General features: G+C 70.5%; 26 protein-coding genes and 3 pseudogenes. 11 read left to right on the forward strand and 18 right to left on the reverse strand.

The features are described 5' to 3' along the window. The coding region (locus tag E6R18_RS21640; RefSeq protein ID WP_206308350.1) for an adenosylhomocysteinase at positions 1 to 212 on the forward strand (212 nt) is incomplete at its 5' end. Here the strand turns inward: E6R18_RS21640 and E6R18_RS21645 are convergent. Genes E6R18_RS21645 through E6R18_RS21655 form a run of 3 tightly spaced genes read right to left on the reverse strand, consistent with a single transcriptional unit; the run spans position 206 to position 1,912 of the window. Continuing rightward, positions 206 to 1,003: a futalosine hydrolase gene (locus tag E6R18_RS21645; protein ID WP_136318559.1), complete on the reverse strand. Its 798-nt coding sequence runs from the start codon at positions 1,001 to 1,003 to the stop codon at positions 206 to 208. The two genes, E6R18_RS21640 and E6R18_RS21645, sit on opposite strands and share 7 nt — an antisense overlap. A 3-nt stretch (positions 1,004 to 1,006) precedes the next feature. Beyond that, on the reverse strand, positions 1,007 to 1,492 hold the full coding sequence (locus tag E6R18_RS21650) for a hypothetical protein (RefSeq protein WP_136318560.1): 486 nt from the start codon (positions 1,490 to 1,492) through the stop codon (positions 1,007 to 1,009). 3 nt (positions 1,493 to 1,495) lie between these two features. Then, positions 1,496 to 1,912, reverse strand: a complete 417-nt coding sequence (locus tag E6R18_RS21655) for a DUF6069 family protein (protein WP_136318561.1) — start codon at positions 1,910 to 1,912, stop codon at positions 1,496 to 1,498. 226 nt (positions 1,913 to 2,138) lie between these two features. Between E6R18_RS21655 and mqnE the strand changes: the two genes are divergently transcribed. From mqnE to rfbB, 5 genes are read left to right on the forward strand one after another with little or no spacing between them, the layout of a single operon-like run. Further along, on the forward strand, positions 2,139 to 3,305 hold the full coding sequence (gene mqnE, locus E6R18_RS21660) for an aminofutalosine synthase MqnE (RefSeq protein WP_136318562.1): 1,167 nt from the start codon (positions 2,139 to 2,141) through the stop codon (positions 3,303 to 3,305). A gap of 41 nt (positions 3,306 to 3,346) precedes the next feature. Continuing rightward, on the forward strand, positions 3,347 to 3,655 hold the full coding sequence (locus tag E6R18_RS21665) for a ferredoxin (RefSeq protein ID WP_136318563.1): 309 nt from the start codon (positions 3,347 to 3,349) through the stop codon (positions 3,653 to 3,655). Next, a complete protein-coding gene (locus E6R18_RS21670; protein ID WP_136318564.1) occupies positions 3,655 to 4,560 on the forward strand; it encodes a menaquinone biosynthesis protein in 906 nt (301 codons plus the stop codon). The genes E6R18_RS21665 and E6R18_RS21670 overlap by 1 nt, the downstream gene beginning before the upstream one ends. A gap of 40 nt (positions 4,561 to 4,600) precedes the next feature. Further along, positions 4,601 to 5,806, forward strand: coding sequence for a cyclic dehypoxanthinyl futalosine synthase (gene mqnC / locus E6R18_RS21675; RefSeq protein ID WP_136318565.1), 1,206 nt, complete (start codon positions 4,601 to 4,603; stop codon positions 5,804 to 5,806). 14 nt (positions 5,807 to 5,820) lie between these two features. Beyond that, on the forward strand, positions 5,821 to 6,783 hold the full coding sequence (rfbB, locus tag E6R18_RS21680; RefSeq protein WP_136318566.1) for a dTDP-glucose 4,6-dehydratase: 963 nt from the start codon (positions 5,821 to 5,823) through the stop codon (positions 6,781 to 6,783). A 178-nt stretch (positions 6,784 to 6,961) separates the two neighbouring features. Here rfbB and E6R18_RS21685 read toward each other — a convergent pair whose 3' ends face one another. Then, positions 6,962 to 7,756, reverse strand: coding sequence for a hypothetical protein (locus E6R18_RS21685; protein ID WP_136318567.1), 795 nt, complete (start codon positions 7,754 to 7,756; stop codon positions 6,962 to 6,964). 359 nt (positions 7,757 to 8,115) lie between these two features. On the opposite strand from E6R18_RS21685, the pseudogene E6R18_RS21690 reads away from it, so the two are divergent. After that, a pseudogene (locus E6R18_RS21690) lies at positions 8,116 to 8,654 on the forward strand (NUDIX hydrolase). A gap of 4 nt (positions 8,655 to 8,658) precedes the next feature. Here E6R18_RS21690 and E6R18_RS21695 read toward each other — a convergent pair. The 4 genes from E6R18_RS21695 to E6R18_RS21710 all read right to left on the reverse strand — a co-directional run bounded on the left by E6R18_RS21695 (position 8,659) and on the right by E6R18_RS21710 (position 10,581). Beyond that, positions 8,659 to 8,952 (reverse strand): hypothetical protein, encoded by a 294-nt coding sequence (locus tag E6R18_RS21695; protein WP_168712408.1) that lies wholly within the window; start codon positions 8,950 to 8,952, stop codon positions 8,659 to 8,661. 223 nt (positions 8,953 to 9,175) lie between these two features. Then, a complete protein-coding gene (locus E6R18_RS21700) occupies positions 9,176 to 9,577 on the reverse strand; it encodes a DNA-binding protein (protein WP_136318569.1) in 402 nt (133 codons plus the stop codon). After that, on the reverse strand, positions 9,574 to 9,822 hold the full coding sequence (locus E6R18_RS21705) for a type II toxin-antitoxin system CcdA family antitoxin (RefSeq protein ID WP_136318570.1): 249 nt from the start codon (positions 9,820 to 9,822) through the stop codon (positions 9,574 to 9,576). Before E6R18_RS21705 ends, E6R18_RS21700 begins: the two co-directional genes overlap by 4 nt. Positions 9,823 to 9,873: 51 nt before the next feature. Beyond that, positions 9,874 to 10,581, reverse strand: a complete 708-nt coding sequence (locus E6R18_RS21710; protein WP_136318571.1) for a phenylalanine--tRNA ligase beta subunit-related protein — start codon at positions 10,579 to 10,581, stop codon at positions 9,874 to 9,876. 274 nt (positions 10,582 to 10,855) lie between these two features. Between E6R18_RS21710 and E6R18_RS21715 the strand changes: the two genes are divergently transcribed. Next, positions 10,856 to 11,431, forward strand: coding sequence for an XRE family transcriptional regulator (locus E6R18_RS21715; protein WP_136318572.1), 576 nt, complete (start codon positions 10,856 to 10,858; stop codon positions 11,429 to 11,431). A gap of 96 nt (positions 11,432 to 11,527) precedes the next feature. Then, positions 11,528 to 11,842 (forward strand): annotated as a pseudogene (locus tag E6R18_RS21720) (hypothetical protein); the annotation flags it as partial. A gap of 37 nt (positions 11,843 to 11,879) precedes the next feature. Here the strand turns inward: E6R18_RS21720 and E6R18_RS21725 are convergent. From E6R18_RS21725 to E6R18_RS21770, 10 genes and pseudogenes are all read right to left on the reverse strand, one after another. Beyond that, positions 11,880 to 13,124: a cytochrome P450 gene (locus tag E6R18_RS21725; protein WP_136318573.1), complete on the reverse strand. Its 1,245-nt coding sequence runs from the start codon at positions 13,122 to 13,124 to the stop codon at positions 11,880 to 11,882. Next, positions 13,121 to 14,380 (reverse strand): macrolide family glycosyltransferase, encoded by a 1,260-nt coding sequence (locus E6R18_RS21730; RefSeq protein WP_136318574.1) that lies wholly within the window; start codon positions 14,378 to 14,380, stop codon positions 13,121 to 13,123. Before E6R18_RS21730 ends, E6R18_RS21725 begins: the two co-directional genes overlap by 4 nt. Next, the gene (locus E6R18_RS21735) at positions 14,377 to 15,594 is read right to left on the reverse strand and encodes a macrolide family glycosyltransferase (protein ID WP_136318575.1); all 1,218 of its coding nucleotides are present in this window, start codon (positions 15,592 to 15,594) and stop codon (positions 14,377 to 14,379) included. Before E6R18_RS21735 ends, E6R18_RS21730 begins: the two co-directional genes overlap by 4 nt. After that, positions 15,591 to 16,529, reverse strand: coding sequence for a glucose-1-phosphate thymidylyltransferase RfbA (gene rfbA, locus E6R18_RS21740; RefSeq protein ID WP_136318576.1), 939 nt, complete (start codon positions 16,527 to 16,529; stop codon positions 15,591 to 15,593). Before rfbA ends, E6R18_RS21735 begins: the two co-directional genes overlap by 4 nt. Further along, a complete protein-coding gene (locus tag E6R18_RS21745; protein ID WP_136318577.1) occupies positions 16,526 to 17,863 on the reverse strand; it encodes a macrolide family glycosyltransferase in 1,338 nt (445 codons plus the stop codon). The genes rfbA and E6R18_RS21745 overlap by 4 nt, the downstream gene beginning before the upstream one ends. 64 nt (positions 17,864 to 17,927) lie before the next feature. Continuing rightward, on the reverse strand, positions 17,928 to 19,046 hold the full coding sequence (locus E6R18_RS21750; RefSeq protein WP_136318578.1) for a DegT/DnrJ/EryC1/StrS family aminotransferase: 1,119 nt from the start codon (positions 19,044 to 19,046) through the stop codon (positions 17,928 to 17,930). Continuing rightward, positions 19,043 to 19,486 (reverse strand): FdtA/QdtA family cupin domain-containing protein, encoded by a 444-nt coding sequence (locus E6R18_RS21755; RefSeq protein WP_136318579.1) that lies wholly within the window; start codon positions 19,484 to 19,486, stop codon positions 19,043 to 19,045. The genes E6R18_RS21750 and E6R18_RS21755 overlap by 4 nt, the downstream gene beginning before the upstream one ends. 62 nt (positions 19,487 to 19,548) lie before the next feature. Then, positions 19,549 to 20,697 carry an aminotransferase class I/II-fold pyridoxal phosphate-dependent enzyme gene (locus E6R18_RS21760; RefSeq protein ID WP_240799812.1) on the reverse strand — a complete coding sequence of 383 codons (1,149 nt, stop codon included), beginning with the start codon at positions 20,695 to 20,697 and terminating at the stop codon, positions 19,549 to 19,551. A 102-nt stretch (positions 20,698 to 20,799) separates the two neighbouring features. Then, on the reverse strand, positions 20,800 to 21,105 hold the full coding sequence (locus E6R18_RS21765) for an ABC transporter permease (RefSeq protein WP_240799813.1): 306 nt from the start codon (positions 21,103 to 21,105) through the stop codon (positions 20,800 to 20,802). A 22-nt stretch (positions 21,106 to 21,127) separates the two neighbouring features. Further along, positions 21,128 to 21,310, reverse strand: a pseudogene (locus tag E6R18_RS21770) (ATP-binding cassette domain-containing protein); the annotation flags it as partial. Between the two features lie 434 nt (positions 21,311 to 21,744). Here E6R18_RS21770 and E6R18_RS21775 point away from each other — a divergent pair. Continuing rightward, a complete protein-coding gene (locus E6R18_RS21775) occupies positions 21,745 to 23,034 on the forward strand; it encodes an NDP-hexose 2,3-dehydratase family protein (protein WP_240799814.1) in 1,290 nt (429 codons plus the stop codon). Positions 23,035 to 23,091: 57 nt separating this feature from the next. Continuing rightward, positions 23,092 to 23,337, forward strand: coding sequence for a DUF5988 family protein (locus tag E6R18_RS21780; RefSeq protein ID WP_136318582.1), 246 nt, complete (start codon positions 23,092 to 23,094; stop codon positions 23,335 to 23,337). The last annotated feature ends 32 nt before the right edge of the window (positions 23,338 to 23,369 follow it).

Genomic DNA, 23,369 nt, shown 5'->3' on the forward strand with positions numbered 1-23,369 from the left:
CGGACCAGACCCTGGCCCAGATCGAGCTGTTCACCAAGCCCGAGGCGTACCCGACCGACGTCTACGTGCTCCCCAAGCACCTGGACGAGAAGGTCGCCCGCCTCCACCTCGACGCACTCGGCGTCAAACTGACGACACTGCGCCCGGAGCAGGCCGCGTACATCGGGGTCGAGGTCGAGGGCCCGTACAAGCCGGACCACTACCGCTACTGACCCGGCACCCGATCGGACCGTCCGGCCGGCAGATCCTCGAACACGGAGGTGAGCCGGCCGGAGGCGTCTGCGAGGGCGGCCAGCGCGTCGCCGATGCGCCACTGGGACCGGTCGCGCGGGCCCACCGCGTTGGAGACGGCGCGCAGTTCCACGACCGGGCAGCCGGCCGCCGCCGCGGCCTCGGCGACCCCGAACCCCTCCATCGCCTCGGCCAGCGCACCCGGGTGACGGGCCCGCAGCGCGGCGGCCCGCGCGGCGGTGCCGGTCGCGGTGGAGACGGTGAGGACCGCGCCCGTACGCGCCCGCGTCGCTTCGGCGACGCGGGCCACGAGCGCGGCGTCCGGCCGGTACGCGATGGTGCCGAAGCCCAGTTCGGTGACCGGCACGAAGTCGTCGGCCGTCTCTGCGCCCAGGTCGGCCGCGACGAGCTCGCTCGCCACGACGAGGGAGCCGAGCGGTGCCTCGGGCTGGAAGCCGCCGCCGATGCCCGCGCTGACCACCAGGCCGTAGCCGGCGCCCCGGTGGGCCGCGACGGTCAGCGCCACGGCGGTCGCGGCGGCGGCAGCGGCGGGCCCCACGCCGGCGGCCAGCACGTCCACCCCGACGCCGCCCGTGGTCACCCGGTGCAGGGTGCGGGCGGCGAGCGGGGCCGGTACGGACGCGGCGGCGGCGTCCTGGAAGACATCCGCCACCGCGTCCTGTTCCGCGGCGACCGCGGTGACGACGAGGACCCGGAAGCCGGTGCCCTCGTCGTGGCGGCGGCCGGCCCTGCCCGGCGGGGAGGCGGTCACGGCTCAGTGCGGGCCGTGGCTGACGACGCCGGCGATGGCGATCTTGCGGTAGGTGTCACCGCGGCGGCGCGACAGCAGCGCGAACGACCCGGCGAGCGCGAGCAGTTCGAGATCGTCCCAGTGGCCGGTGACCTCTATCTGCACGGACTTGCCGTCGGACCTGGTCAGCGAGAAGTCGATCAGGTCGGAGCCCCGGACGAGCGTCGCCTGGTAGTGGCCGCGGCGCGGCCGGGACGTACGCCACTCGACCGGCGCACCGCTCCCCGGCACGAACGCCCCCTGGCCGTCCAGGCACAGGATCGCCGGATCGGCGGCCGTCACACGGGTGCGCCCCCGGCCGGTGGCCGCGATCGGCAGAGCACGGCCACCCGCGGTGACCGTGCCCTTGCGCATGCCACGCTCGAACGTCAGCGTCGCGGAGGAGCCCTTCAGACCGTCGAGGACGAAGGCGCCGCCCTTCTTGTGGAGGCTGAGTGCGGTCTTCGCCATGCGTCAGTCCTTTCGTGCGGTACGCGCGAACCCGGGGATGAGCACCAGGGCCACGACGACGTGCATGCACAGCAGCGCGACCTTGGACCCGCCGCCCTCGCCGCTGCCGGCCGGGCCGAGCAGGGAGAGCAGGAAGACGACCGAGGAGATCACCGTCCACAGGGTGCGGGCCTTCGGCGATTTGCGGTCGAGCAGCGTCACCACACCCAGGGCGGCGAAGCCCACCAGAAGCGTCACGACGATGACCATCGGCAGCCCGATCTCCTGGACGTCGTCGCCCGAGGCCGCCCTGAGGCCGTCGTCGAGGGTGGCGTGCGCTATGAGCCAGACGATGACGGTCGCCACGGTGGCGACCAGGGGGTAGACGATCCGTCCGCGGGCTTGCTGCCGGGTGGGGGAGGCGGTCGCTGTATTCGACATGCGTCTTCATCCTTACGCCGATGCGCGTGTCTCGGTCCGGAGGCGGACCTTCGCGAGAGTTCACGGTACGGGCAACCGGTCGCGGCGCAGGAGGAGCTGGATCGTATCTGTAGGGATTCTCTTAGCGGTGGTTCCTGGAGCATGGAGCTGCGCTGCCCGGGGCTGTTGTGTTCGCGGGGCCAGCAGACCGTTCTCATGCCGGATTTCACGCTGAGGAGACGCACGGGTGGACGCAGGATTCAAACGCGAAATCGAACAGAAGGTCGCTGCCGGCGAACGCCTCAGCCGGGAGGACGGTATCGCGCTGTACGAGTGCGACGACCTGGCCTGGCTCGGCGGGCTGGCGCACCAGGTGCGCACACGGAAGAACGGCAACGTCGTTCACTTCAACATCAACCGCCACCTCAACATGACCAACGTGTGCACGGCCTCGTGCGCGTACTGCTCGTTCCAGCGCAAGCCGGGCGAGATGGACGCGTACACCATGCGCATCGAGGAGGCCGTGAAGCTGGCCAAGGCGATGGAGAACGAACAGCTCACCGAGCTGCACCTGGTCAACGGTCTCCACCCGACGCTGCCCTGGCGCTACTACCCGCGCTCGATCCGGGCGCTGAAGGAAGCGCTGCCGCCGACGGTCGCCGTCAAGGCGTTCACCGCCACCGAGATCCACCACTTCGAGAGCATCTCCGGGCTCCCGGCCGGCGAGATCCTGGACGAGCTGATCGACGCCGGCATGGAGTCGCTGACCGGTGGCGGCGCGGAGATCTTCGACTGGGAGATCCGGCAGCAGATCGTGGACCACCGGACCCACTGGGAGGACTGGTCGCGCATCCACCGCCTCGCCCACGAGAAGGGGATCAAGACCCCCTGCACGATGCTCTACGGGCACATCGAGGAGCCGAGGCACCGCGTCGACCACGTGCTGCGCCTGCGCGAACTGCAGGACGAGACCGGCGGGTTCCAGGTCTTCATCCCGCTGCGCTACCAGCACGACTTCCACGACTCCATGGACGGCAAGGAACGCAACCGCCTGATGGGCAAGACGAAGATGGCGACGCCGACGGAGTCCCTGAAGACCTTCGCGGTCTCGCGGCTCCTCTTCGACAACGTGCCGCACGTCAAGGTCTTCTGGGTGATGCACGGCCTCCAGACCGCACAGCTCGCGCTCAACCACGGTGCCGACGACATCGACGGCTCCGTCGTCGAGTACAAGATCACGCACGACGCGGACAACTACGGCACCCCGGACAAGATGTCCCGCGAGAGCCTGCTCGACCTGATCCGCGACGCCGGGTTCCAGCCCGTGGAGCGCAACACGCTCTACCAGACCGTCCGCGAGTACGAGGGCCCGGATCCGGAGATCCGGGAGGCCCCCCAGCCCATGCGGGTCTGACCCATGACCATCATCACGACAAGTATCGGCAGGTGTGCGCGATGACCGTACGGGACGAGGACCTCAGGGGCGATGCCCTGGAGGTCTGGATCGACCAGGACCTGTGCACGGGTGACGGGATCTGCTGCCAGTACGCGCCCGACGTCTTCGAGCTGGACATCGACGGGCTCGCCTACGTCAGGAACGCGGACGGCGATCTGCTGCAGGACACGGGTGCCACGGTCCTCGTGCCCACCATCGCCCTGCGCGACGTCACCGACTCGGTGAAGGAATGCCCGGGGGAGTGCATCCACGTGCGCCGGGTCAGCGACGGCGTCGAGGTCCTCGGACCGGACTCGGCGGACGGCTGATGACGGCGGTCACCGGCTACGAGCCGGCCCTGCGCGCCCCGTCGGCCGAGCTCGGCCGGCCACGCGTCGGCCACATCGACTTCCTCAACTGCCTGCCCCTGTTCTGGGGACTGGCCCGCACCGGAAGCCTGCTCGACCTCGACCTGCGCCGGGACTCGCCGGAACGCCTGAGCGACGCCCTGGTCGCCGGAGAGCTGGACATCAGCCCGATCAGCGTCATGGAGTACCTGCGCCATGCCGACGATCTGGTCGTGCTCCCCGACATCGCGGTCGGCGCGGACGGCCCCGTGATGTCCTGCCTGCTGCTCAGCAAGGTGCCGCTGGAGGAACTGGACGGGGTCCCGCTCGCCCGCACCACCTCCAGCCGCACCACCGTGCGCCTGGCCGAGCTGCTGCTCACCGAGTCGATCGGCGTCAAGCCGGAGTACTTCAGCTGCCCGCCGGACCTGCCCACCATGATGGCCGGGGCCCCGGCGGCCGTGGTCATCGGTGACGCCGCGCTGCGCGCCTCGCTCCAGCAGGCCGACACGTTCGGGTTCCAGGTGTACGACCTGGCCGAGATGTGGCGGGAGTGGACCGGGCTGCCGTTCGTCTTCGCGGTGTTCGCGGCCCGGCGCGAGTTCGTCGCCGAGAACCCCGAGCTGGTCCGCGAGGTGCACGCCGGATTCCTGAAGTCGCGCGAGCTCTTCCTCGACGAGATCGACGTGGTCTGCCACAAGGCGGCCCGCTGGGCGAAGTTCGACGTCGAGACGCTCAAGCGCTACTACCTGTCCGCGCTCGACTTCGACCTGGGGGAACGGCAGCTCGCCGGGCTGCGCGAGTTCGCCCGCCGGGTCGGCGGAGCCGACGCCGGCTTCGCGCCCGACCTGGACATCCGCTTGCTGGACACCGGGCGCACCTCGTAGGAGCGCCGCGCCGATCCATCCGAAACAGAAAGGTGGCCCGATGGCCATCCCGACCAGTCATCTCACCGCTGCTCTGGACCGTGCCGCCACCGGAGGCCGCCTCACGCCCGAAGAGGCACTGGAGCTCTACCGCCACGCACCGCTGCACGCACTCGGCCAGGCGGCCGACGCGGTGCGCCGCCGTCGTTACGCCGGCCGGGAGAACCTGGCGACGTACATCATCGAGCGGAACATCAACTACACCAACGTGTGCGTCACGGCGTGCAAGTTCTGTGCGTTCTACGCCGCGCCGAAGGACACCGCCAAGGGCTGGTCCCGGGACCTGGACGACATCCTGCGCCGGTGCGCGGAGACGGTCGAGCTGGGCGGCACGCAGATCATGTTCCAGGGCGGGCACCACCCGGACTACGGCGTCGAGTACTACGAGAGCATGTTCTCCGCCATCAAGGAGCGCTTCCCCGAGCTGGTGATCCACTCGCTGGGCGCCTCCGAGGTGGCGCACATGGCGAAGGTCTCCGGGGTGCCCGTCGAGGAGGCCATCGCCCGGATCCGCGACGCCGGTCTCGACTCGTTCGCCGGCGCCGGCGCCGAACTGCTGCCGGCCCGCGCCCGCACCGCCATCGCCCCGCTGAAGGAGTCCGGCGAGCGCTGGCTGGAGATCATGGAGACCGCGCACGGGCTCGGTCTCGAGTCGACCACCACGATGCTGATGGGCACCGGCGAGACCAACGCCGAGCGCATCGAGCACCTGCGCATGATCCGCGATGTCCAGGACCGCACCGGCGGCTTCCGCGCCTTCATCCCGTACACGTACCAGCCGGAGAACAACAAGCTGCGCGGCCGCACCCAGGCCACGTCGCTGGAGTACCTGCGGGTGATCGCCGTCGCGCGGCTCTTCCTCGACAACGTGGCGCACATCCAGGGCTCGTGGCTCACCACGGGCAAGGAAATGGGCCAGATGACCCTGCACTACGGGGCCGACGACCTCGGTTCGGTGATGCTGGAGGAGAACGTCGTCTCCTCCGCCGGTGCCAAGCACCGCTCCAACCTGCCCGAGCTGCTGGAACTGATCCGCGGCGCCGACCGCGTACCGGCGCAGCGCAGCACCACGTACGAGATCCTGCGGGTGCACGACGACCCGGCGAACGACCCGGCCGACGAGCGGGTCGTCTCGCACATCTCCTCGATCGTCGATTCAGGCGACGGCGTCCGCCGCCGCTCCCTGAAGGTTCTGCCGGTCGGCTGAGGAGACGGGACGACGTGAAGGTATTTGTCACAGGCGGAGCCGGCTTCATCGGCTCCCAGTACGTGCGGGCGATGCTCGCGGGCGAGTACGCCGGGTACGAGGACGCCGAGGTCACCGTCTTCGACCTGCTCACCTACGCGGGCAACACGGCGAACCTGCCGATCGGCCACGAGCGGCTGACCTTCGTCCGGGGCGACATCCGCGACGCGGCCGCCCTGGAGGAGGCGCTGCCCGGGCACGACGTGGTGGTGCACTTCGCGGCCGAGTCGCACGTGGACCGGTCGGTCGCCGGCGCGGTCCCGTTCGCCTCGACGAACGTGGTCGGCACCCAGCAGCTCCTGGACAGCTGCGCCCGGCACGACGTGGCGACGGTGCTGTGCGTGTCCACCGACGAGGTGTACGGCTCCATCGAACACGGCTCGTGGGACGAGCACGAGCCGCTTCAGCCCAACTCGCCCTACGCGGCGTCCAAGGCGGGCAGCGACCTGGTCGCGCTGGCGTGCCGGCGTACGCACGGACTGGACATCCGGCTCACCCGGTGCTCCAACAACTACGGCCCGTACCAGAACGCCGAGAAGCTCATCCCGCTGTTCATCACCAATCTGCTGCGCGGCAAGCCGGTGCCGTTGTACGGCGACGGACGCAACGTACGGGAGTGGCTGCACGTGGCCGACCACTGCGCGGCGCTCCAGTTGGTGCTGACCGACGGAGAACCGGGCGAGGTCTACAACATCGGCAGCGGGGTCGAGGTCACCAACGTCTCGATCGCCCGGCGCCTGGTCGAGCTGTGCGGCGCCGACCCGTCGATGATCCACCAGGTCGCCGACCGCAAGGGCCACGACCTGCGGTACTCGCTCGACTTCAGCAAGATCACGAAGCTGGGCTTCACACCGTCGATCGAGTTCACGGCGGGCCTGGAGAGCACGGTGCAGTGGTACGCCGACCACCCGGACTGGTGGCCGGCCGAGACCGCCTGACCGGGCGGTACGAGGGCTGCGGCGGCCGCCGGATCGAGTGATCCGGCGGCCGCCGTGTGCGTGCGTGCCGGAGCCCGATGAGGACGAGCAGAACGGGAAATCTCGACAGTATCCGGTCGGTACTTCCATTCAAGATACTTTCATGAATGGAAGTGTCAATTCTTCGCGGAAAGCGACGTCAGCGCTTGGGGCGGTCTGATTTGGGGATCAGGCCCGCTCGTACGGCTCGGGCTTGGGCTCGGACCTTTTGGGCGGGGAGGGTGGGCTCCTGGTGGGTGGGTGTGCCTCGGCAGGTGCGGCACTTGCCGCCCGGTAGGGCCTCTGGGGTGCCGGGGGCTCGGCATTCGCTGCATTCGAGGGAGCGCAGGACGGTGTGCGGCTCGCGGGCGGGTGGGAGTTTGGTCTGGAGGCGTTTGGCCACGAACGAGGCGGCGTGATGGACGCGGTCGGGGAGCCCGGCGGTCAGGGCGTGCATGACTTCGGCTTCCGTGGCGCCTCGGGTCAGCCATTCCGTCATCTGCGGTTCCAGGGTTACGCAGTCACGCTGGGAGAGCGTCAGGGCGGGGGCTGCGCGGCCGAGTGCCGCGAGCAGGATGAACGCGCGGGAGCTGGTGGCCCGTGGGGTGTCCTTCGGTACGTCGCCCCGGCTGAAGGCCGCCCACCACGCGTCGTCGCGCGCGGTGCGGGAGAAGAACGTCCGGGTCACCCACAGCAGGTTCTCCCCGCTGGCGACGCATTCGCTGCCCCGGCGCAGGTGGCCCGCGTCCTGGAGGCGGTTGAGGGTGGTGCGGATCGCGCACTGGCCGTACGGGAGTGCTTTCGCGAGGGTCTTCACGGAGATGTCGGCGCCGTCGCGCAGTGAGTCGATGTACGCGGCGATGGCGGCGTCGCGGGGGACGAGGTGGGTGAAGTCGGCGCCGGTACGGGGGCGCTGGTCCGGCGCGGAGCGCTTGCCGTAACCGGGGTTCGCCATCGGGTGGTCGGGGGCGGGTTCACCACTAAACTGGCTGGCAGCCATCTGATCGGTTCTCCAAGGCTTTCGATCGAGGTGGTCAGGCCCTTGGCGGTGTTTCCGCACCGGCAGGGGCTGTCTTGGTCTGTGTCCTCGCTGAAGCTAGAGCGCGGCTACCACGCGTCGCAACTCGATCGCGGAAAGTCAACCCTTGCGGGTCACGAGGGTGGGTGGGTGGGTACAGGCCCTCCCCACCATTCCGCTGAAAGAGCGCTCGGGGCTCGGAGCTTGAGCCCCGAGGTCTTCGTCCTCAACTTGACGGTCGGATTCTCGTCAAAGTGACATGATGGATACTTCACGGAAACAAGGGGGTTGGGCTCATGCAGTGGACCGTCCATGGAGAGCGGCAGATCTACAACAACCCATGGGTGAACCTCTGCTCGTGGACGTCCAGCAGCCTGACGGCCGGCGGTGGGAACACCATGTGGTCCGGATGCGGCACCTGGCCGTAGCAGCCGTGGTCGACGACCAGAAGCGCGTGCTGATGATGTGGCGGCACCGGTTCATCACCGACACCTGGGGCTGGGAGCTTCCGATGGGCCTCATCGAGGCCGATGAGACTCCGGAACAGGCGGCTGCCCGCGAGGTCGAGGAGGAGACCGGCTGGCGGGTGAAGGGCGTCAAGCCGCTCGTGTACGCGCAACCGGCGAACGGCATCACGGATTCCGAGCACTTCGTCTTCCGTGCCGAGACCGCCTCGTATGCGGGCCCACCGACCGAGTTGAACGAGTCCGACCGAATCGAGTGGATTCCGATCTCGGAGATCCGGGGCATGATCGACCGCCGCGAGGTCGTCAGCAGTGGCAGCCTGGTCGGTCTGCTGTATCTGCTCCTGGACGAGGCGACCAGCAGCTCGTAAGAGGTCAGCCGAGGGCCTCACGCATGCGTTGCTCGTAGGCGAGGACGGGGGCTGCGCGCGCGAAGGGCAGCATCGACGTGACGAGTGGCTGTTCGCCGGCGGCGCGGGCCGGACTGGTCACGCCAGGCCGGCGGCGAGGTCCCCGCTTCGACCTCGCCGCGCCGACCGCGATGTCCACGATCCGCCCGCAGCACATCTCCAGGCCCTGGCCGAACTTCTCCATGGCCGTGATGAGGTACGAGACGGCGCCGGCGAACAGACGCTCCGCCATGACCTTGTCGAACGGGTAGTCGCGCATGAGCAGAGTGACCTCACGGTCCCACACCTCCGGGGAGACGAAGGTCCTCGGGGCCGAATCCTACGCAAGCCGGTTGTCGGCCCCGCGCCGCAGCCGTTCTTCATGCTCGGCCCCTGTGCCTGCCGCTACCGCGCGGCGGGGCGCCAGTTGGCGGCCGCAGCACGCACCTCGTCCCGCCCTGTACAGGGCAAATGAGCCGACCACTCCGGGTAGGAGCGGCTGGTCAAAGGGGGATGATGCGGACCTGGCTGCCACAGAGCTTGGTCATGTCGTCGCTGTCGGACGTCAGGAGTGCGACGGGTCTCGGCTGGCGCAGGGCGACCTCGGCGACCGTGGCGTCGATGGCGTACTTGTGCCCGTGCAGTCCGGCGTCCTTGAGCAACTCCGCTGCCGCTTTGGCGCCTTGTTCGGTGACCGGTTCCACCTTGATCCGGGACAGGGTCCAGTTCAGGCGAGGCATGTTGGTACGGGAATGGCTGACTTCCACGATGGTGTTCGCCCCGGTCACCAGGTCGGCTCCCATGTCGTGGAAGACCTGCAGCATCGCGAGGAGCTTGCGGTCCTGCTCGATCCAGGCGGAGAGCCCCTCCGAGTCCAGGACGACGGTCTCGACGCGCTCGCTCACGCGGCGTTCGCGCTCTTGGAGGAGTCGGCGGTGCCGAAGATCCTTGTGCGGGCTTCGGTCAGCTCCTCGTCGCTGAATGGTCCGTGCTCTTCCTCGTGACGGCGAAGGTCATCACCGAGGAGCTGGTGCCGGATCTGGCGGGCCACGGCTTCCGCCACATAGCCGGAGACGTTGTCCGTGAGCTTGCGGAGCTCCGCCACCTGGTCGCTGGGGAGCGTGACGGTGATGCGAGTCGTTGAGGACATACGGCAAGCATACTGCGGTATGCGTCAGGATGGCGCTCCAGCGGTGTGGTGTCAGAGGGTGGCCTGCGGGTGTGCGGGGCTGAGGTGGTGGACGGTGCTCCGGGCGGAGTGGTCGGTGAGCAGGTCCCGCAGTTCGCCGACGGCGGTGGTGAGGAGGTGGCCGTCGCGGGTGGCGTGGAGGGTTTCGAGGACGAAGGCGACGTGCGTGGAGTCTTCGGTGACGCGGGTGCGGTGGGCGTCGCGGTGGTTCCAGTGGCGGGTGAGGACGTCGGTGGTGTCCGTGTAGATGATCTCGCCGGTCCTGGGGTTCTCGATCGTGTCGGGTTCGCCGAGCGGGGTGAAGGTCTCGGTGCCCTCGGCGTAGCGGATCTCGACGTCGCCGGTGACGTGGTCGAGGTCGAAGGCGCCGGCGGGCAGGCCGTGGTGGACGGAAACGGTGTTGTAGGAGTCGACGGCCGGGTTGATCCGGGGCAGTGCGCCCTTCTTGGCGAGGCGGCGGCCGAGGGCATCGACGCTGGGGCGGATGCGGCGGGGGTTGGCGCCGAAGGAGCGGTAGGCGGTGTGCCATGCCTCGACGCGCGGGTCGCTCTCGTCGGCGGGGGTCCAGGTGCCGGCGGCGAGCTGGGCCTCCAGGTCTTCCTGGGCGGCGGTGGTGGCGGGCCAGGGCTCGTGGCCGCGCAGGCCGGTGGCGGTGACGATGGCGATGAGGGTGTGGGGGAAGGCGTCGGCGACGGCGGGGCTGAGGCGGAAGGTGGTCATCGTGCGGGGGTATCCGTTCGAGGGGAGGGAGTGGGCCGGGGCGGCGACCGTCACGGTCCGCAGGACATGGGCCTTGCGGGCACCGGGACCACCGAGGAGGTCGGCGCATCCGTAGGTCAGGGAACTGCCCAGGGCAAGCAGCGGAGCGATCAGGGATGGTCCATCCCTTAGTATCAACAGAACGACTACACCGTACAGCGCGCCGACCGAAGGTTGTCAACCAAACGACCGGCAGGTGCAGTGCACTGATCCATCTACTACGAGGGTGAGAGCGATGACGGAGACCGAGGCTGCGTTGCGGACGCTCGCGCACAACGTCCGCGCGGCCCGTACCCGCGCCGGGCTTTCCCTGGACGAACTCGGCCGCCGGGCCAAGGTCAGCAAGGGCGCCCTGGTCGCCCTGGAGAAGGCTCAGGGCAACCCGAACTTCGCCACCCTGGTCCGCCTCGCCGACACCCTCGGCGCCTCCGTCTCCGCGTTGATGGAAGGGCGCTCCGAACAGCGCGTGCGGGTAGTGAGCGCCGACACCGTCACGCCCCTGTGGAAGGGCGAGCACGGCAGCGAGGCCCGGCTGATGCTGACCACCGGCGGACCCGCGGCCACCGAAGTCTGGCGCTGGACACTGCAACCCGGAGAGGAATACCCCAGCCACCCTCATCAGGCCGGCGTGACCGAGACCGTCAACGTCACCACGGGCGAGATGACCCTCGTCGTCGACGGCACCGAGTACACCGTCGCCGCCGGGCAGACCGCCGCCTTCGACGCCGACGCCACCCACACCTACCGAGGCTCGGGCACCGAGACCTGCCACCTGATCATGACCGTCCACCTGCCCCCGGGCCCCGCGTAGTGTCCCGATGGCCCCAGGCGGCCGGAGAGCATCCGTCTCGGCGGGGCGAGGCAGCTGCGGCCCGGGACTTGAGCCCCGGGGCAGCGTGAGGAAAGGTCTTACCGGGACGTGCTGCTGCGCCGATGGCGCAATCTGCTGGGGCGCACCATGTGGGACTTTCCCGGTGACCGAAGCAGTGGCAGCCAGTACCTGGTCCTCGGCCTCGGCGAGGGCCCAGCAGACCTCGACCTGCCGTCCGACCAGGACGAACTGATCGCTTACGGGCCACTACTGGCCGACGACGGTGACACATGGCTCGGCACGGCCGCGCTGGTCCGGGCCCCGGACCCGGACGCGGCACGCGGCATCCTGACCCAGGACCGGTACGCGGACATCGAGGTCCACGCCTGGGAGTTCGGCGGACGCCGATGAACCACGGCGGCAGGGGTGATGCCGCGTCGACCGCGGCTCAGGCCCCCGTATCCACCAGCAGCTCATGCACCCCGTAGTGGAGCATGTCCGAGCGGAGCGGGACCTCGTCGGCGGGAGTGGTCAGGCGTAGGTCGGGGAAGCGGGCGAACAGCATGGGCAGGGCGATGCGCAGGGTGGTGCGGGCCAGGTTCTGGCCGATGCACTGGTGCTCGCCGTGGCCGAAGGCCACGTGGCCCTGGGCCTCGGCCGTGATGTCCAGGCGGTCCGGGGCGTCGAAGTGCCCGGGGTCCCGGTTGGCGGCGGAGAGTGCGAGGACGACCGTGTCGCCCGCCTTGATCCGGGTGCCGTTCAGCTCGACGTCCTCCAGGGCGGCCCGGCTCGCTCCGAGGTGGGAGATCGTGAGGTAGCGCAGCAGCTGTTCCACCGCGTTGTCGGAGAGCTCCGGGCGGGCCCGCAGCAGGGCGAGCTGGCCGGGGTGGGCGAGGAGGGCGAACGTGCCGAGGGCCAGCATGTTGGCCGTGGTGTCGAAACCGCCGCCGAGCAGGGCCCAGGCGATGTTGACGACCTCCTCGTCGGTGAGGCCGTCGTCGGCGGCGAGTTCACCGAGCAGGTCCGTGCCGGGGTCGGCGCGCTTGGCCTTGACCAGGTCCTGGAGCGCCTCGGCGATGGCCGTGCAGGCGGTGATCAGCTCCTCGACCGTGTAGTGCATCCGGGACAGGACCGCCAGGTGGTCGGCCAGCGGTTCGCGCAGCGCCCCGGGCACGCCGAGCATCTCGCACATCACCCGGACCGTGAGCGGTTCCGCGAAGGCGCTCACCAGGTCGACGGGCTGCCCGGAGCGGGCCATCGCGTCGAGGTGTTCCTCCGCGAGGCGGGTGATCATCGGGGTCAGCGCGGCGACTCCCCGCATGGTGAACCGGCGGGTCAGCAGCCGCCGGTAGCGGGAGTGGTCGGGCTGGTCCATCTTGATGAAGGCGCCGGGGGCGGCGGGCGGCGGGTCGTACTCGGTCATCGGGAAGGGCGGCGGGATCGGCAGCGCGATCAGCTCGTTGCGGTGGCTGAAGCGGCGGTCGCTCAGGACGGCCCGTACGTCGGCGAGCCGGGTGACCAGCCATCCCGCGCCGCCGCCCGGGCCCACGGTCAGCTTCAGAGGGGCGACCGGGCAGGTCTCGCGCAGCTCCGCGTACTCGGGGGGCGGGTCGAAGGGGCAGGTCCGCGCCGAGGGCAGGGTGACCGGCGGGTGCGGTGCGGGCGCGGGGCCGGCGTCCGGGAGCTGGGTCATGTCGTCTCCAGGGACGGTGCGTGCAGTCGCTGTTCGATGGCGTCGGCGGCCCGCGCGGCGCCGCCGGCCGACCGGACGTGGTGCCGCATCCGCCGTACGCGCTCCCGCAGGGCGGCGTCGTCCGCCACGTCCAGTACGGCGCCGCGCAGCGCCTCGACGGACGCCTCCTCGCGCCGCACCGCCCGGGCCAGGCCCAGTTCGGTCAGCCGCCGTGCGTTGACGTGCTGTTCCGGGTGGTGGGGGACGACGACCATGGGCACGCCGGCCCGCAGGGCCTCCTGGATGCTGCCCATGCCCGACTGGCACAGCAGGACCGAGGTGTGCGGCAGGACCTCGGCCAGCGGGACCCAGGGGTGTGCCTCCACATGGGGCGGCAGCGGGCCCAGCTCCTGGGGGGAGACGCGCTTGCCGAGCGCGAGCACCAGGTGCCACGGCAGATCGGCGAAGGCCGCGACGCAGTCGCGGAAGAAGTCGGGGTGGTTGTTCACGGTGGTGCCGAGCGAGACGAGCAGCACCGGCCGCCCGTCCGCCGGCGGCTGCCAGGCCGTGCCGTCGTCCGCCGGTGCCGGCGGCTGCGTGGTCGGTCCGACGAACACATGGTGCTCGTCGAAGGTGCCGCCCGCGAACTGGAACTCCTTCGGCACGAACGCGACCGTGAACTCCTCGTGGCCGTGGAACAGTTCGGCCTGCTGCTCCTCGCGCAGGCCGCTGCCGGCCACGATGTCCTTCAGCCGGTCCGCGAAGGCGACGATCGCCGGGTGCGCCGGGTCGATCCGCCCGGCGAACTCCTGGTGCTGCTCGGAGAGGTTGAAGTGCTCGTTCGAGATGAACGTCGGGGACAGCTGCACGCTGGGCCGCCCCCAGCGGGCCGCCAGCAGCCGTCCGGTCAGCCACAGCGTGGTGTCGTACGCGACGACGTCCGGCGGGCCGTCCGCGAAGCGGGCCTCGACCGACGGGAGCACCGCCGTGCTCGCCTCCAGCAGCTTCAGCGGGGCCCGCGCGCACTCGTCGGCGTCGATGACGTCCGGCGGCGGATCGGAGGACAGCGGCGGGTCGTACAGGCACGCCTCGGCGCCCGTGGCGCGGACCCGGTCCTGGAACTCCTCGGTGGTGAAGCAGGTCACCCGGTGGCCGCGGGCCACGAGTTCGGCGACCACCGGGAGCGCTGGGACCATGTGCCCGTAGGCCGGGTAGGGGAGGAAGGCGAGGTGACGGGGCGGGCCCGGCGGTGGACTCTGGCGGGTCGGCTCGGTCATGACGCGGCCGCCCGGGATTCGATCGTGTCGGCGGCGAGCTCGGGTCCACGGCGGGCCGCGATGCTCGCGGACAGCTCCCGTACCCGGCCGCGGACCTCCTGGTTCTCGGAGAGGTCCAGGACCGCGCCGCGCAGCACCTGCGCGTCGAGGGCGTCCGGGGCGATGGACCGGCCCAGGCCCAGTTCGGCCACCCGTGCGGCGACCAGGTCCTGTTCGCCGGTGCGGGGCACCACGACGGGCGGCACGCCGAAGGACAGGGCCTCCATGGTGCTGCCCATGCCGGCGTGCGAGACGAAGGCCGAGGCGTGCTTCAGGACCGAGAGCTGGGGCACCCAGGGGGCGGCCTCGACGTTCGGTGGGAGCGGCCCGAGGTCGTCCGGTGTGACCAGGCCGCCGAGCGACATGACGACGTGCCAGGGCAGGTCGGCGAGCGCGGCGAGCGCGTCGCGGTAGAAGGCCGCCTGGTTCTCGTACCCGAAGCTGCCCAGCGCGACGAGCACCACCGGGCGCCCGTCGCCGGGCCGCTGCCAGGTCCCTTGCAGGGCGCGGTCGCCGATGCACGGTCCGACGAAGACGTGCCGCTCGTCGAACGTCTCGGTGCCCGGCTGGAACTCGGGCGCCACGAAGACGACGGTCCGCTCCTCGGCGGCGCCGGTGAACTCCTCGTTCGACAGGTCACCGAGCCCGTGCGCGTCCAGCGTGCCGCGCAGCAGCTCCTGGGTCCGGGCCAGGGCCGGGTGGCCGGGGTCGGGCGCGGACATGGTGGCGGCGAGCTCGGCGTACGGGTTGCAGGTCTCGCTGACGACGAACGTGGTCGCGGTCATCACGGTGGGCAGCTGCCACTTGCGGGCCAGCAGCCGGCCGGTGGCGTAGCCGAACCCGTCGTAGACCATCACGTCCGGGCGGTCGTCGCCGAGCCGCTTCTCCGCTTCGGCGAGCGGCGCGAACGCCTCGGTGAGGTGCTTCTCCGCGGCCTCGGCCATGTCGTTGCCGGTGATCTTCGCCGGGATGGCCACGGTGTTCCACGACTTCGGTACGACGGACTCGTACGGGATCACCTCGGCGCCGGTCGCCGCGACCACGTCGGCGAACTGGTCGGCGACCACGTACGTCACCCGGTTGCCGCGGCGCACCAGTTCGGCGACGACCGGCAGCGTGGGGTTCACGTGGCCGTGGGCCGCGTAGTTGAAGAAGGCGATGTGCCGGCCGCTCACCGGAGGCCCACCATTTCCCGCAGCTTCACCGAGGAGGTGTCCACCGGACTCGTGAGCCGCGTCTCCATGTGCTTCCTGGCGATGTCCATGACGTACTCGCCGTAGCCGGACTTGGTCAGCCGCGAGCCGCGCCGGTAGCACGCCTCGGCGTCGATGAAGCCGCGCCGCAGGGCGATCTCCTCGATGCAGGCGATCCGCACGCCCTGGCGCCGCTCCAGCACCTGGACGTACTGGCCGGCGTCCATCAGCGAGTCGTGGGTTCCGGTGTCCAGCCAGGCGAAGCCCCGGCCGAGGTCGACCACGTTGGCCTTGTCCTCCCGCTGGTAGTGCCGGATGACGTCGGTGATCTCCAGCTCGCCGCGCGCCGACGGTGCCAGGTTCTTGGCGATGTCCACGGCCTGGTTGTCGAAGAAGTACAGCCCCGTGATGGCGCGGTCGCTGCGCGGCCGGAGCGGCTTCTCCTCGATGCTGAGCAGCCGGCCCCGCGCGTCCACCTCGCCCACGCCGTAGCGCTCCGGGTCGGAGACGTGGTAGCCGAACAGGACGCAGCCGTCCAGGTCGCGGCGGCTGTCGCGCAGGCAGTCGGACATGCCGGGGCCGTAGAAGATGTTGTCGCCGAGGATCAGCGCGATCGAGTCGTCGCCGATGAAGTCCGCGCCGATGACGAACGCCTCGGGCAGGCCGTTGGGCTCGTGCTGCACGGCGTAGCTGAGCCGCAGTCCCAGTTCGGAACCGTCACCGAGCAGGCGTTGGAAGAGCGGCTGGTCCTCGGCGGTCGAGATGATGAGGATGTCCCGGACGTCCGCGAGCATGAGCACGGACAGCGGGTAGTAGATCATCGGCTTGTCGTAGACCGGGAGCAGCTGCTTGGAGACGGCGAGGGTCACGGGGTGCAGGCGCGTTCCGGCGCCCCCGGCGAGGATGATGCCCTTCATGGGTGAGTCACTTCCTTAGGTGGCGCGTGGTGGGTGCGTGGACGTCCGGGACCGCGCATCAGGCGTTCGACCACGTCGGCTCCGCGCGAGGCGCCTCCCGCCTCGTGCACGTGCCGGCGCATCGCGGCCACGGCGGCTGCGATACGGGGGGCGGTGGCGACCTCCTCGACCGCCGCACGCAGCGCGGCCGGGTCGGCCGACTCCCGCATCAGGGCGCGCCCCAGGTCGAGACCGGCCGCCTGGCGGGCGATGACCCGCTGGTCGATGTGGTACGGCACGAGCACCATCGGGACCCCGTGGGCGAGCGACTCCATGACGCTGCCCATGCCGGCGTGCGTGATGAACGCGGCGGCGTGCCTGAGGACTTCGGGGTGGCGGAGCCACTGGTGGGTCTCCACATGGGCGGGCAGCGGTCCCAGCTCATCGGCGGTGACACGGTGGCCGAGGGTCACCACGAGATGCCACGGCGAGTCGGCCAGCGCCTCGACGCAGAAGCGCAGGAAGGCGGCCTGGTCAGGGGTGTAGGAGCTGCCCAGGGAGAGCAGCACGACCTTGCGGCCCTCGGGCGGCCGCCAGCCGCCCGGGTCCGGGGCGGCGGCGTCGGAAGGGTCGTCGGACGGGTCGGCGGACGTTTCGGCGAGACAGGGCCCGATGAACGAGAACCGGTCGTCGAAGGTCTCCGCGGCCGGCTGGAACTCCTTCGGCAGGAAGACGATGTTGTCGCCGTGCTCCGCGCCGAAGCCGTCGAGCGGGGAGCCGTCGATGCGGTGGGCGTCGAGCAGCCGGCCCCTGCGCTCCACGAACTCGGCGATCGCCGGGTCGTGCGGGTCGATCGGGTCCGGCTCCGGCCCCGTCACCTCCCGGTTCTGCCGCTCGGACATCGAGAAGCCGGGGCCGGAGGCGATGGTCGGGCACAGCTGGAGCACCGGTACGTCCCAGGCGCGGGCCAGCAGCCTGGCCCCCTCGGATGCGGCGAGGTCGTGGGCGAGGACATCGGGCCGGTCGCCGTCGAAGCGGGCCACCGCCGTCTCCAGCGGGGCGAGCCCTTCCTCGAAGAAGGCGAGGATGTTCTCCAGCGCCGAACCGGTCGGCCCGTTCGCCCACGGGAAGCGCGACGGGTAGACGACGGCCTCCGCGCCGCTGCCCCGGACCAGCTCGGTGAAGCGCTCCGTGACGAAGCAGGTGACCCGGTGCCCGCGGCGCACCAGCTCGGCCATCATGGGGACGGCCGGTGCGATGTGCGCGTACGCGGGGAAGGTGCAGACACCGACGTGTCCGCGTAGGCCGGGTGTCTGCGGGTGCATGGGTCCGTCCTGGGCCGGTTGTCCGTTCACGGCGTGAGTATGTACATGCGCGGGTGCCGCCTTCGAGGGCGCGGGGCGAAGACTAGGGCTCCCGCTAGACAGCGGTGAGCGCGGTCCGTACGGCGTCCACGACCAGGTCGATCGCGTAGTCCGGCAGCTGGGGGCCGATGGGCAGGCTCAGCACCTCGTCGGCCAGCCGCTCGGTCCTCGGCAGGCCGGCGGCCGGTTCGAGGCCCTGCCCCGCGTAGGCGGGCGTGCGGTGGATGGCCACGGGATAGTGGATCAGCGTGCCCACGCCCGCCTCCTCCAGCCGTCGGCGCAGGAATTCCCGGTGCGGGGTGCGCAGTACGTACTGGTGCCAGACGTGTTCCGCCCATGGCGCGTCCTCCGGGGTGGTGAGTCCGGGCAGGTCCGCGAACGCCTCCGTGTAGCGGCGGGCGACCTCGCGGCGCCGCTCGTTCCAGGCGTCCAGGTGGGGCAGCTTGGTGGCGAGCACCGCGGCCTGGATCTCGTCCAGCCGCGAGTTGGCGCCCTGCTCCTGGTGGACGTACTTCTCGCGGGAGCCGTAGTTGCGCAGCAGCCGGATCCGGTCGGCCAGCTCCGGGTCGTCGGTGACGACGGCGCCGCCGTCGCCCAGGGCGCCCAGGTTCTTGCCCGGGTAGAAGCTGAAGGCCGCGGCGCGCCCGCTGCCCACCCGGCGGCCCCGGTAGCGGGCCCCGTGCGCCTGGGCCGCGTCCTCCAGCACGGCGAGACCGTGCCGCTCGGCGAAGCGTTCCACCGCGTCCAGGTCGACGGGATGCCCGTACAGGTGCACCGGCATCACGGCGCGGGTGCGCGGGGTGAGCGCCGCCTCCAGCAGCTCCGTACCGATCTGGAACGACCCCTCGCCCGGCTCCACGGGCACCGGGCGCGCCCCGGTGGCCGAGACGGCGAGCCAGGTCCCGATGAAGGTGTGGGCGGGCACGATCACCTCGTCGCCCGGACCGACCCCGAGCGCTCTGAGCGCCAGTTCGAGGGCGGCCAGGCCGCTGCCGGTCGCGACGCAGTGCGTGTTCTCGCAGTACGCCGCGTAGGCCGCCTCGAACGCCTCAAGCTCGCGGCCCAGGATGTAGCGGCCGGAGCGCGACACCCGCAGCACGGCCGCGTCGATCTCCTCCTGGGTGCCGGTGGCCGTATGCAGTTCCTGCAGGTCGAAGAAGGGAACCTTGGTCACGCCTGCCTCCGGCTGTCTCGCAGGAACTCCTCGTACTCGCGGTAGTAGTCCGCCTCGTCGTAGTGGTGCGACGCCAGTACGAGGCAGACCCCGCCCGGGGTGAAGTCGCTGAGGTCCCGCCACACCATCGGGCCGACGTACAGCGCGGTCCCGGGGGTGTCCAGGCGGTACTCGGCCTGCTGGTGGCCGTCGTCCACCCGGATGGTGAAGCCGCCGTGGGCGGCGATGAAGAGCTGCTCCAGCTCGCGGTGCGCGTGCCCGCCCCGGGACGTACCGCCCGTCAGGTCGTGGAGGAAGTAGACACGCCGGATCGGGAAACCGGCCGTCCACTCCGACTCGGCGACCGATATGCAGCCGCGTGCGTCCTTGTGCTGTTCGAGACCGATGAGCCGGCTGGGCTTGACCCTGCCGACCGGCGTCTCGGTGGTGCTCGCTGCCATGGCAGCCACTCCTCGCTCCTGTCCGGCGTGCGCTGGGCACGGCTGCGCCGGGTCCGGTCCGGCTATTGCGCGGTGGTTTCGGTATGCCGTCGTGCGGTGACCTCGGGTCCGTGGGCGACGGCGGCCCGCACGACCTCGCTGATGGCCCCGATGTCGTCGGCGCTGACCCCGGGGCCGGTGGGCAGGGCGAGCAGCTGCTCGCACAGGGCCTCGGCGTGGGGGAGCGGCACGGTCGACTCGTCGGCGTACGGCCGAAGTTGATGCATGGCTTCCGGGAAGTAGGGCTGGGCGACGATGTTCTCGGCGCGCAGCACGTCCAGCAGCACATCCCGGTGCAGGCCGGCGGCTGCCCGGTCCACGGTGACCATCATGTAGTGGTGGGTGTTGCGGTGCCGGGCGTCGTACTCCAGCGGCCGCACCCCCGGGACCGCGGCGAGCGCGGCCCGGTAGGTCTCGTAGTTGGCGCGGTTGTGCGCGACGGTGTCCTCCAGCGCGTCGAGCGAGGTCAGGCCCATCGCGGCGGCGGCCTCGTTCAGCTTGCCGTTGGTGCCCACCTCCTCGACCCTGCCGCCCGGTCCGAAGCCGAAGTTGCGTACGGCCCGCATGCGTGCGGCCAGCGCGTCGTCGTCGGTGACGATCGCCCCGCCCTCGAAGGAGTTGACGATCTTCGTGGCGTGGAAGCTGAACACCTCCGCGTCCCCGAAGCCCCCGATCGGGGTGTCCTCGTAGGTGCAGCCCAGTGCGGGGGCCGCGTCGAAGCACAGGCGCAGCCCGTTCGTCTCGGCGATCTTCTCCAGCCGCCGCACGTCACATGCCTGCCCCCACAGATGGACGCCGATGATCGCCCGTGTCCGGGGCGTGATCAGCGCCTCGACCCGGTCCGGGTCGATCAGCCCGGTCACCGGGTCCACGTCGCAGACCACCGGCCGCAGCCCGCGCCACCGCACGGCGTGTGCCGTGGCCGGGAAGGTCAGCGCCGGGACGATGACCTCGTCGCCGGGGGCGCCGCCGGTGGCCTCGTCCCCGACCAGCATCTGCAGGGCGACGGTCGCGTTGCACAGCGAGACGCAGTGCCGCACGCCCGCGAGCTCCGCGACCCGCGCCTCGAACTCGTGCATGAACGGGCCCATGTTGGACAGCCACTCGTTGTCCAGGACCTGGTTCATCCGGTCGAGGAACCGCTGACGGTCGCCCTGGTTGGGGCGGCCCACCCGGCGATCCCGGAGGAACGCCGGTCTCCCGCCGAAAAGTGCCAGTTCCTGTATTCCGTGTTTCATCCGAACGTCCCCCTTTGGGAGCGGCGCGGGGCCACGTCAGACCCGTCTTCGGTACGCCTGAATGGCCGGCGGGGCGAAGACGGCCGTCAACACCACGGACCAGGCCAGCGTCCACCACACCGAGTTGCCTACCGGTCCGCCGGAGGTCAGTGCGCGCAGCGCGGTCGCCTCCTGCGAGATCGGGTTGATGTCGGCCCAGGTCTGAAGCCAGCCGGGCATGGTGTCCGTCTTGACGAACACGTTGCTGCAGAAAGTGAGCGGGATCGCCAGCATCCCGGTGAGCATGTGCACCGTGGTGGCGGACTTGGCGGCGAGACCGACCAGCATCGAGATCCAGGCCATGCCGGTGGCGAACAGCGCGATCAGCGATGCCGCCGTCCGGCGGCATCAGCGAGGCCAGGATGCGCACCGCCGTCGTCTTCCCCGCGCCGTTCGGGCCGAGGACACCGAGCACGGTGCCGGTGCGGGCCGTGAGGTCGAGGCCGCTGAGCGCGGTGACCTTGCCGAACCGTTTGACGAGCCCTTCGGTCTCGATGGCGTACGTCATCGGACGGCCGTGCTCTTCGGCGACGAGGCCGGCCGTGCCGTGTGCTTCATGGGTTCTCCAGACTTCGGGGGAATGACGGGGCAGCCGGTCGTCGGTCGGTTGCGGTGCTCGGGCCGGGCCTCCGGCAGCCGGCGTATCCATGCGCACGTCCGGCATCCAGGGAAGTGCGCGGACCGGCCTCGTGGCAGCTCCTCGGCGGGGATCTGAGTGAACACCTAGACCGGTCCGGCCCCACTGGGTCAGTTCCCGCCGCCGTGTTCACCTGGTACGCGACGCCATGGGCCGGCCCCGGTCACCCGACCGGAACAGGAGCGCTCACTGACAGACGAACCGGGGGAGAAACTATGCCGCGGACCACCGGAACCGACGTTCTGCGTCATGCGGACTCGACTCTGCGCGCGCGACTCGCAGAATCGGCGCGTGCGACCGACGGTGTGGCCACCAGCCCCGAGCAGTTCGAGAAGTGGTTCGCCGAACGCTGCGCCGCGCAGGTCCACGAGGTCAACCGGATCCCGTTCGCGCAGCTGCGGAACTGGTCGTTCGCCGAGAACAGCGGACACCTGGTGCACGACAGCGGCCGCTTCTTCACGGTGGCCGGCCTGAAGGTGGAGGTCGACGAGGGGCCCGTGCGGCAGTGGTCCCAGCCCATCATCCTGCAGCGGGAGATCGGCCTGCTCGGCATCGCCGTACGCGAGATCGACGGCGTACTGCACCTGCTGATGCAGGCGAAGGCGGAACCGGGCAACCCCAACGGGGTGCAGCTGTCGCCCACCGTGCAGGCCACCAAGAGCAACTACACCGGGGTGCACCAGGGGCGGCTCGTGCCCTACGTGGAGCACTTCGCCCACGCCGAGCCGCGCAGCGTGATCGCCGACGTGCTGCAGTCCGAGCACGGCGCCTGGTTCTACCGCAAGCGCAACCGCAACATGGTCATCGAGGTCGGCCCGGAGATCGAGGCGGGCGAGGACTTCTGCTGGCTGACCCTGGGTCAGGTGCAGGAGCAGCTGCGCATCGACCACCGGGTGAACATGGACACCCGTACGGTGCTGTCCTGCCTGCCCGGAGCCGGCGAGGAGCGGGGCGGCCTGCACACCGAGACCGAGATCCTCAGCTGGATCACCTCCAACCAGGCCGTCCACGACGTGGACTCCACCGTGGTCGGCCTGCGGGACCTGCCCGGCTGGCAGCGGTCGGACTGGTCGATCTCGCACGAGAGCGGACTCTTCTTCAGCGTCACCGCCGTGGACGTCGTCGCCAACAGCCGGGAGGTGGGCGGCTGGAGCCAGCCGCTGTTCGAACCGCACGGGGTCGGCATCGCCGCCCTGCTGGTCAAGCGGTTCGGCGGCGTGCTGCACGTGCTGCTGCGCGCCCGTATCGAGCCCGGCTACATCGACGCCATCGAACTCGCACCGACCGTGCAGGGCACCCCCGAGAACCACGCGCGGCTGGGGGGAGCCGTTCACGAGCAGCTGCTCGACATCGAGCGCCGCCTGCGTACCGACCGCGTGCTGTACGACGCCGAGATGTCGGAGGAGGGCGGCCGTTTCCACCACTCCCGCAGCCGCTACATGATCATCGAGGTGGGCGAGGACCACCCCGACGAGGAGCCGCCCGGATTCCGCTGGATGACGCTGCCCCAGATCACCTGGCTGCTCCAGCACCGGCACTACCTCAATGTGCAGGCCCGCAGTCTCATCGCCTGCCTGCACGCCTGCGCGGACTGACCCATCCGGCACCTGACAACGCACCGTCATACAACCGGCAGACAGAAGGGGCATCCCATGAGCGGAAGCATCGAGCGGACCGACAACGAGCGGAAGGTGCTCGTGGAGCTGGTCGGCGGACCGGCGGACCTCCCGCAGGCCCAGCGGAGGCTGCACATCGACGCGGACCGGGCCCAGCAGAAGATCAAGATCAAGTACTACGGCGGCTACCAGCACTTCGAGCCCTCGGACGAGGCGGGCGGGAACGCCGGCCAGTCGTCGAGGACCTTCCGCTGGACCGGGTTCACCAAGATCGCGGAATAGGCGGGATCAGCGCGCCCCATGGCCTCCGTCGC

The organism is Streptomyces sp. A1277, from assembly GCF_004795015.1.
Lineage (GTDB): Bacteria > Actinomycetota > Actinomycetes > Streptomycetales > Streptomycetaceae > Streptomyces.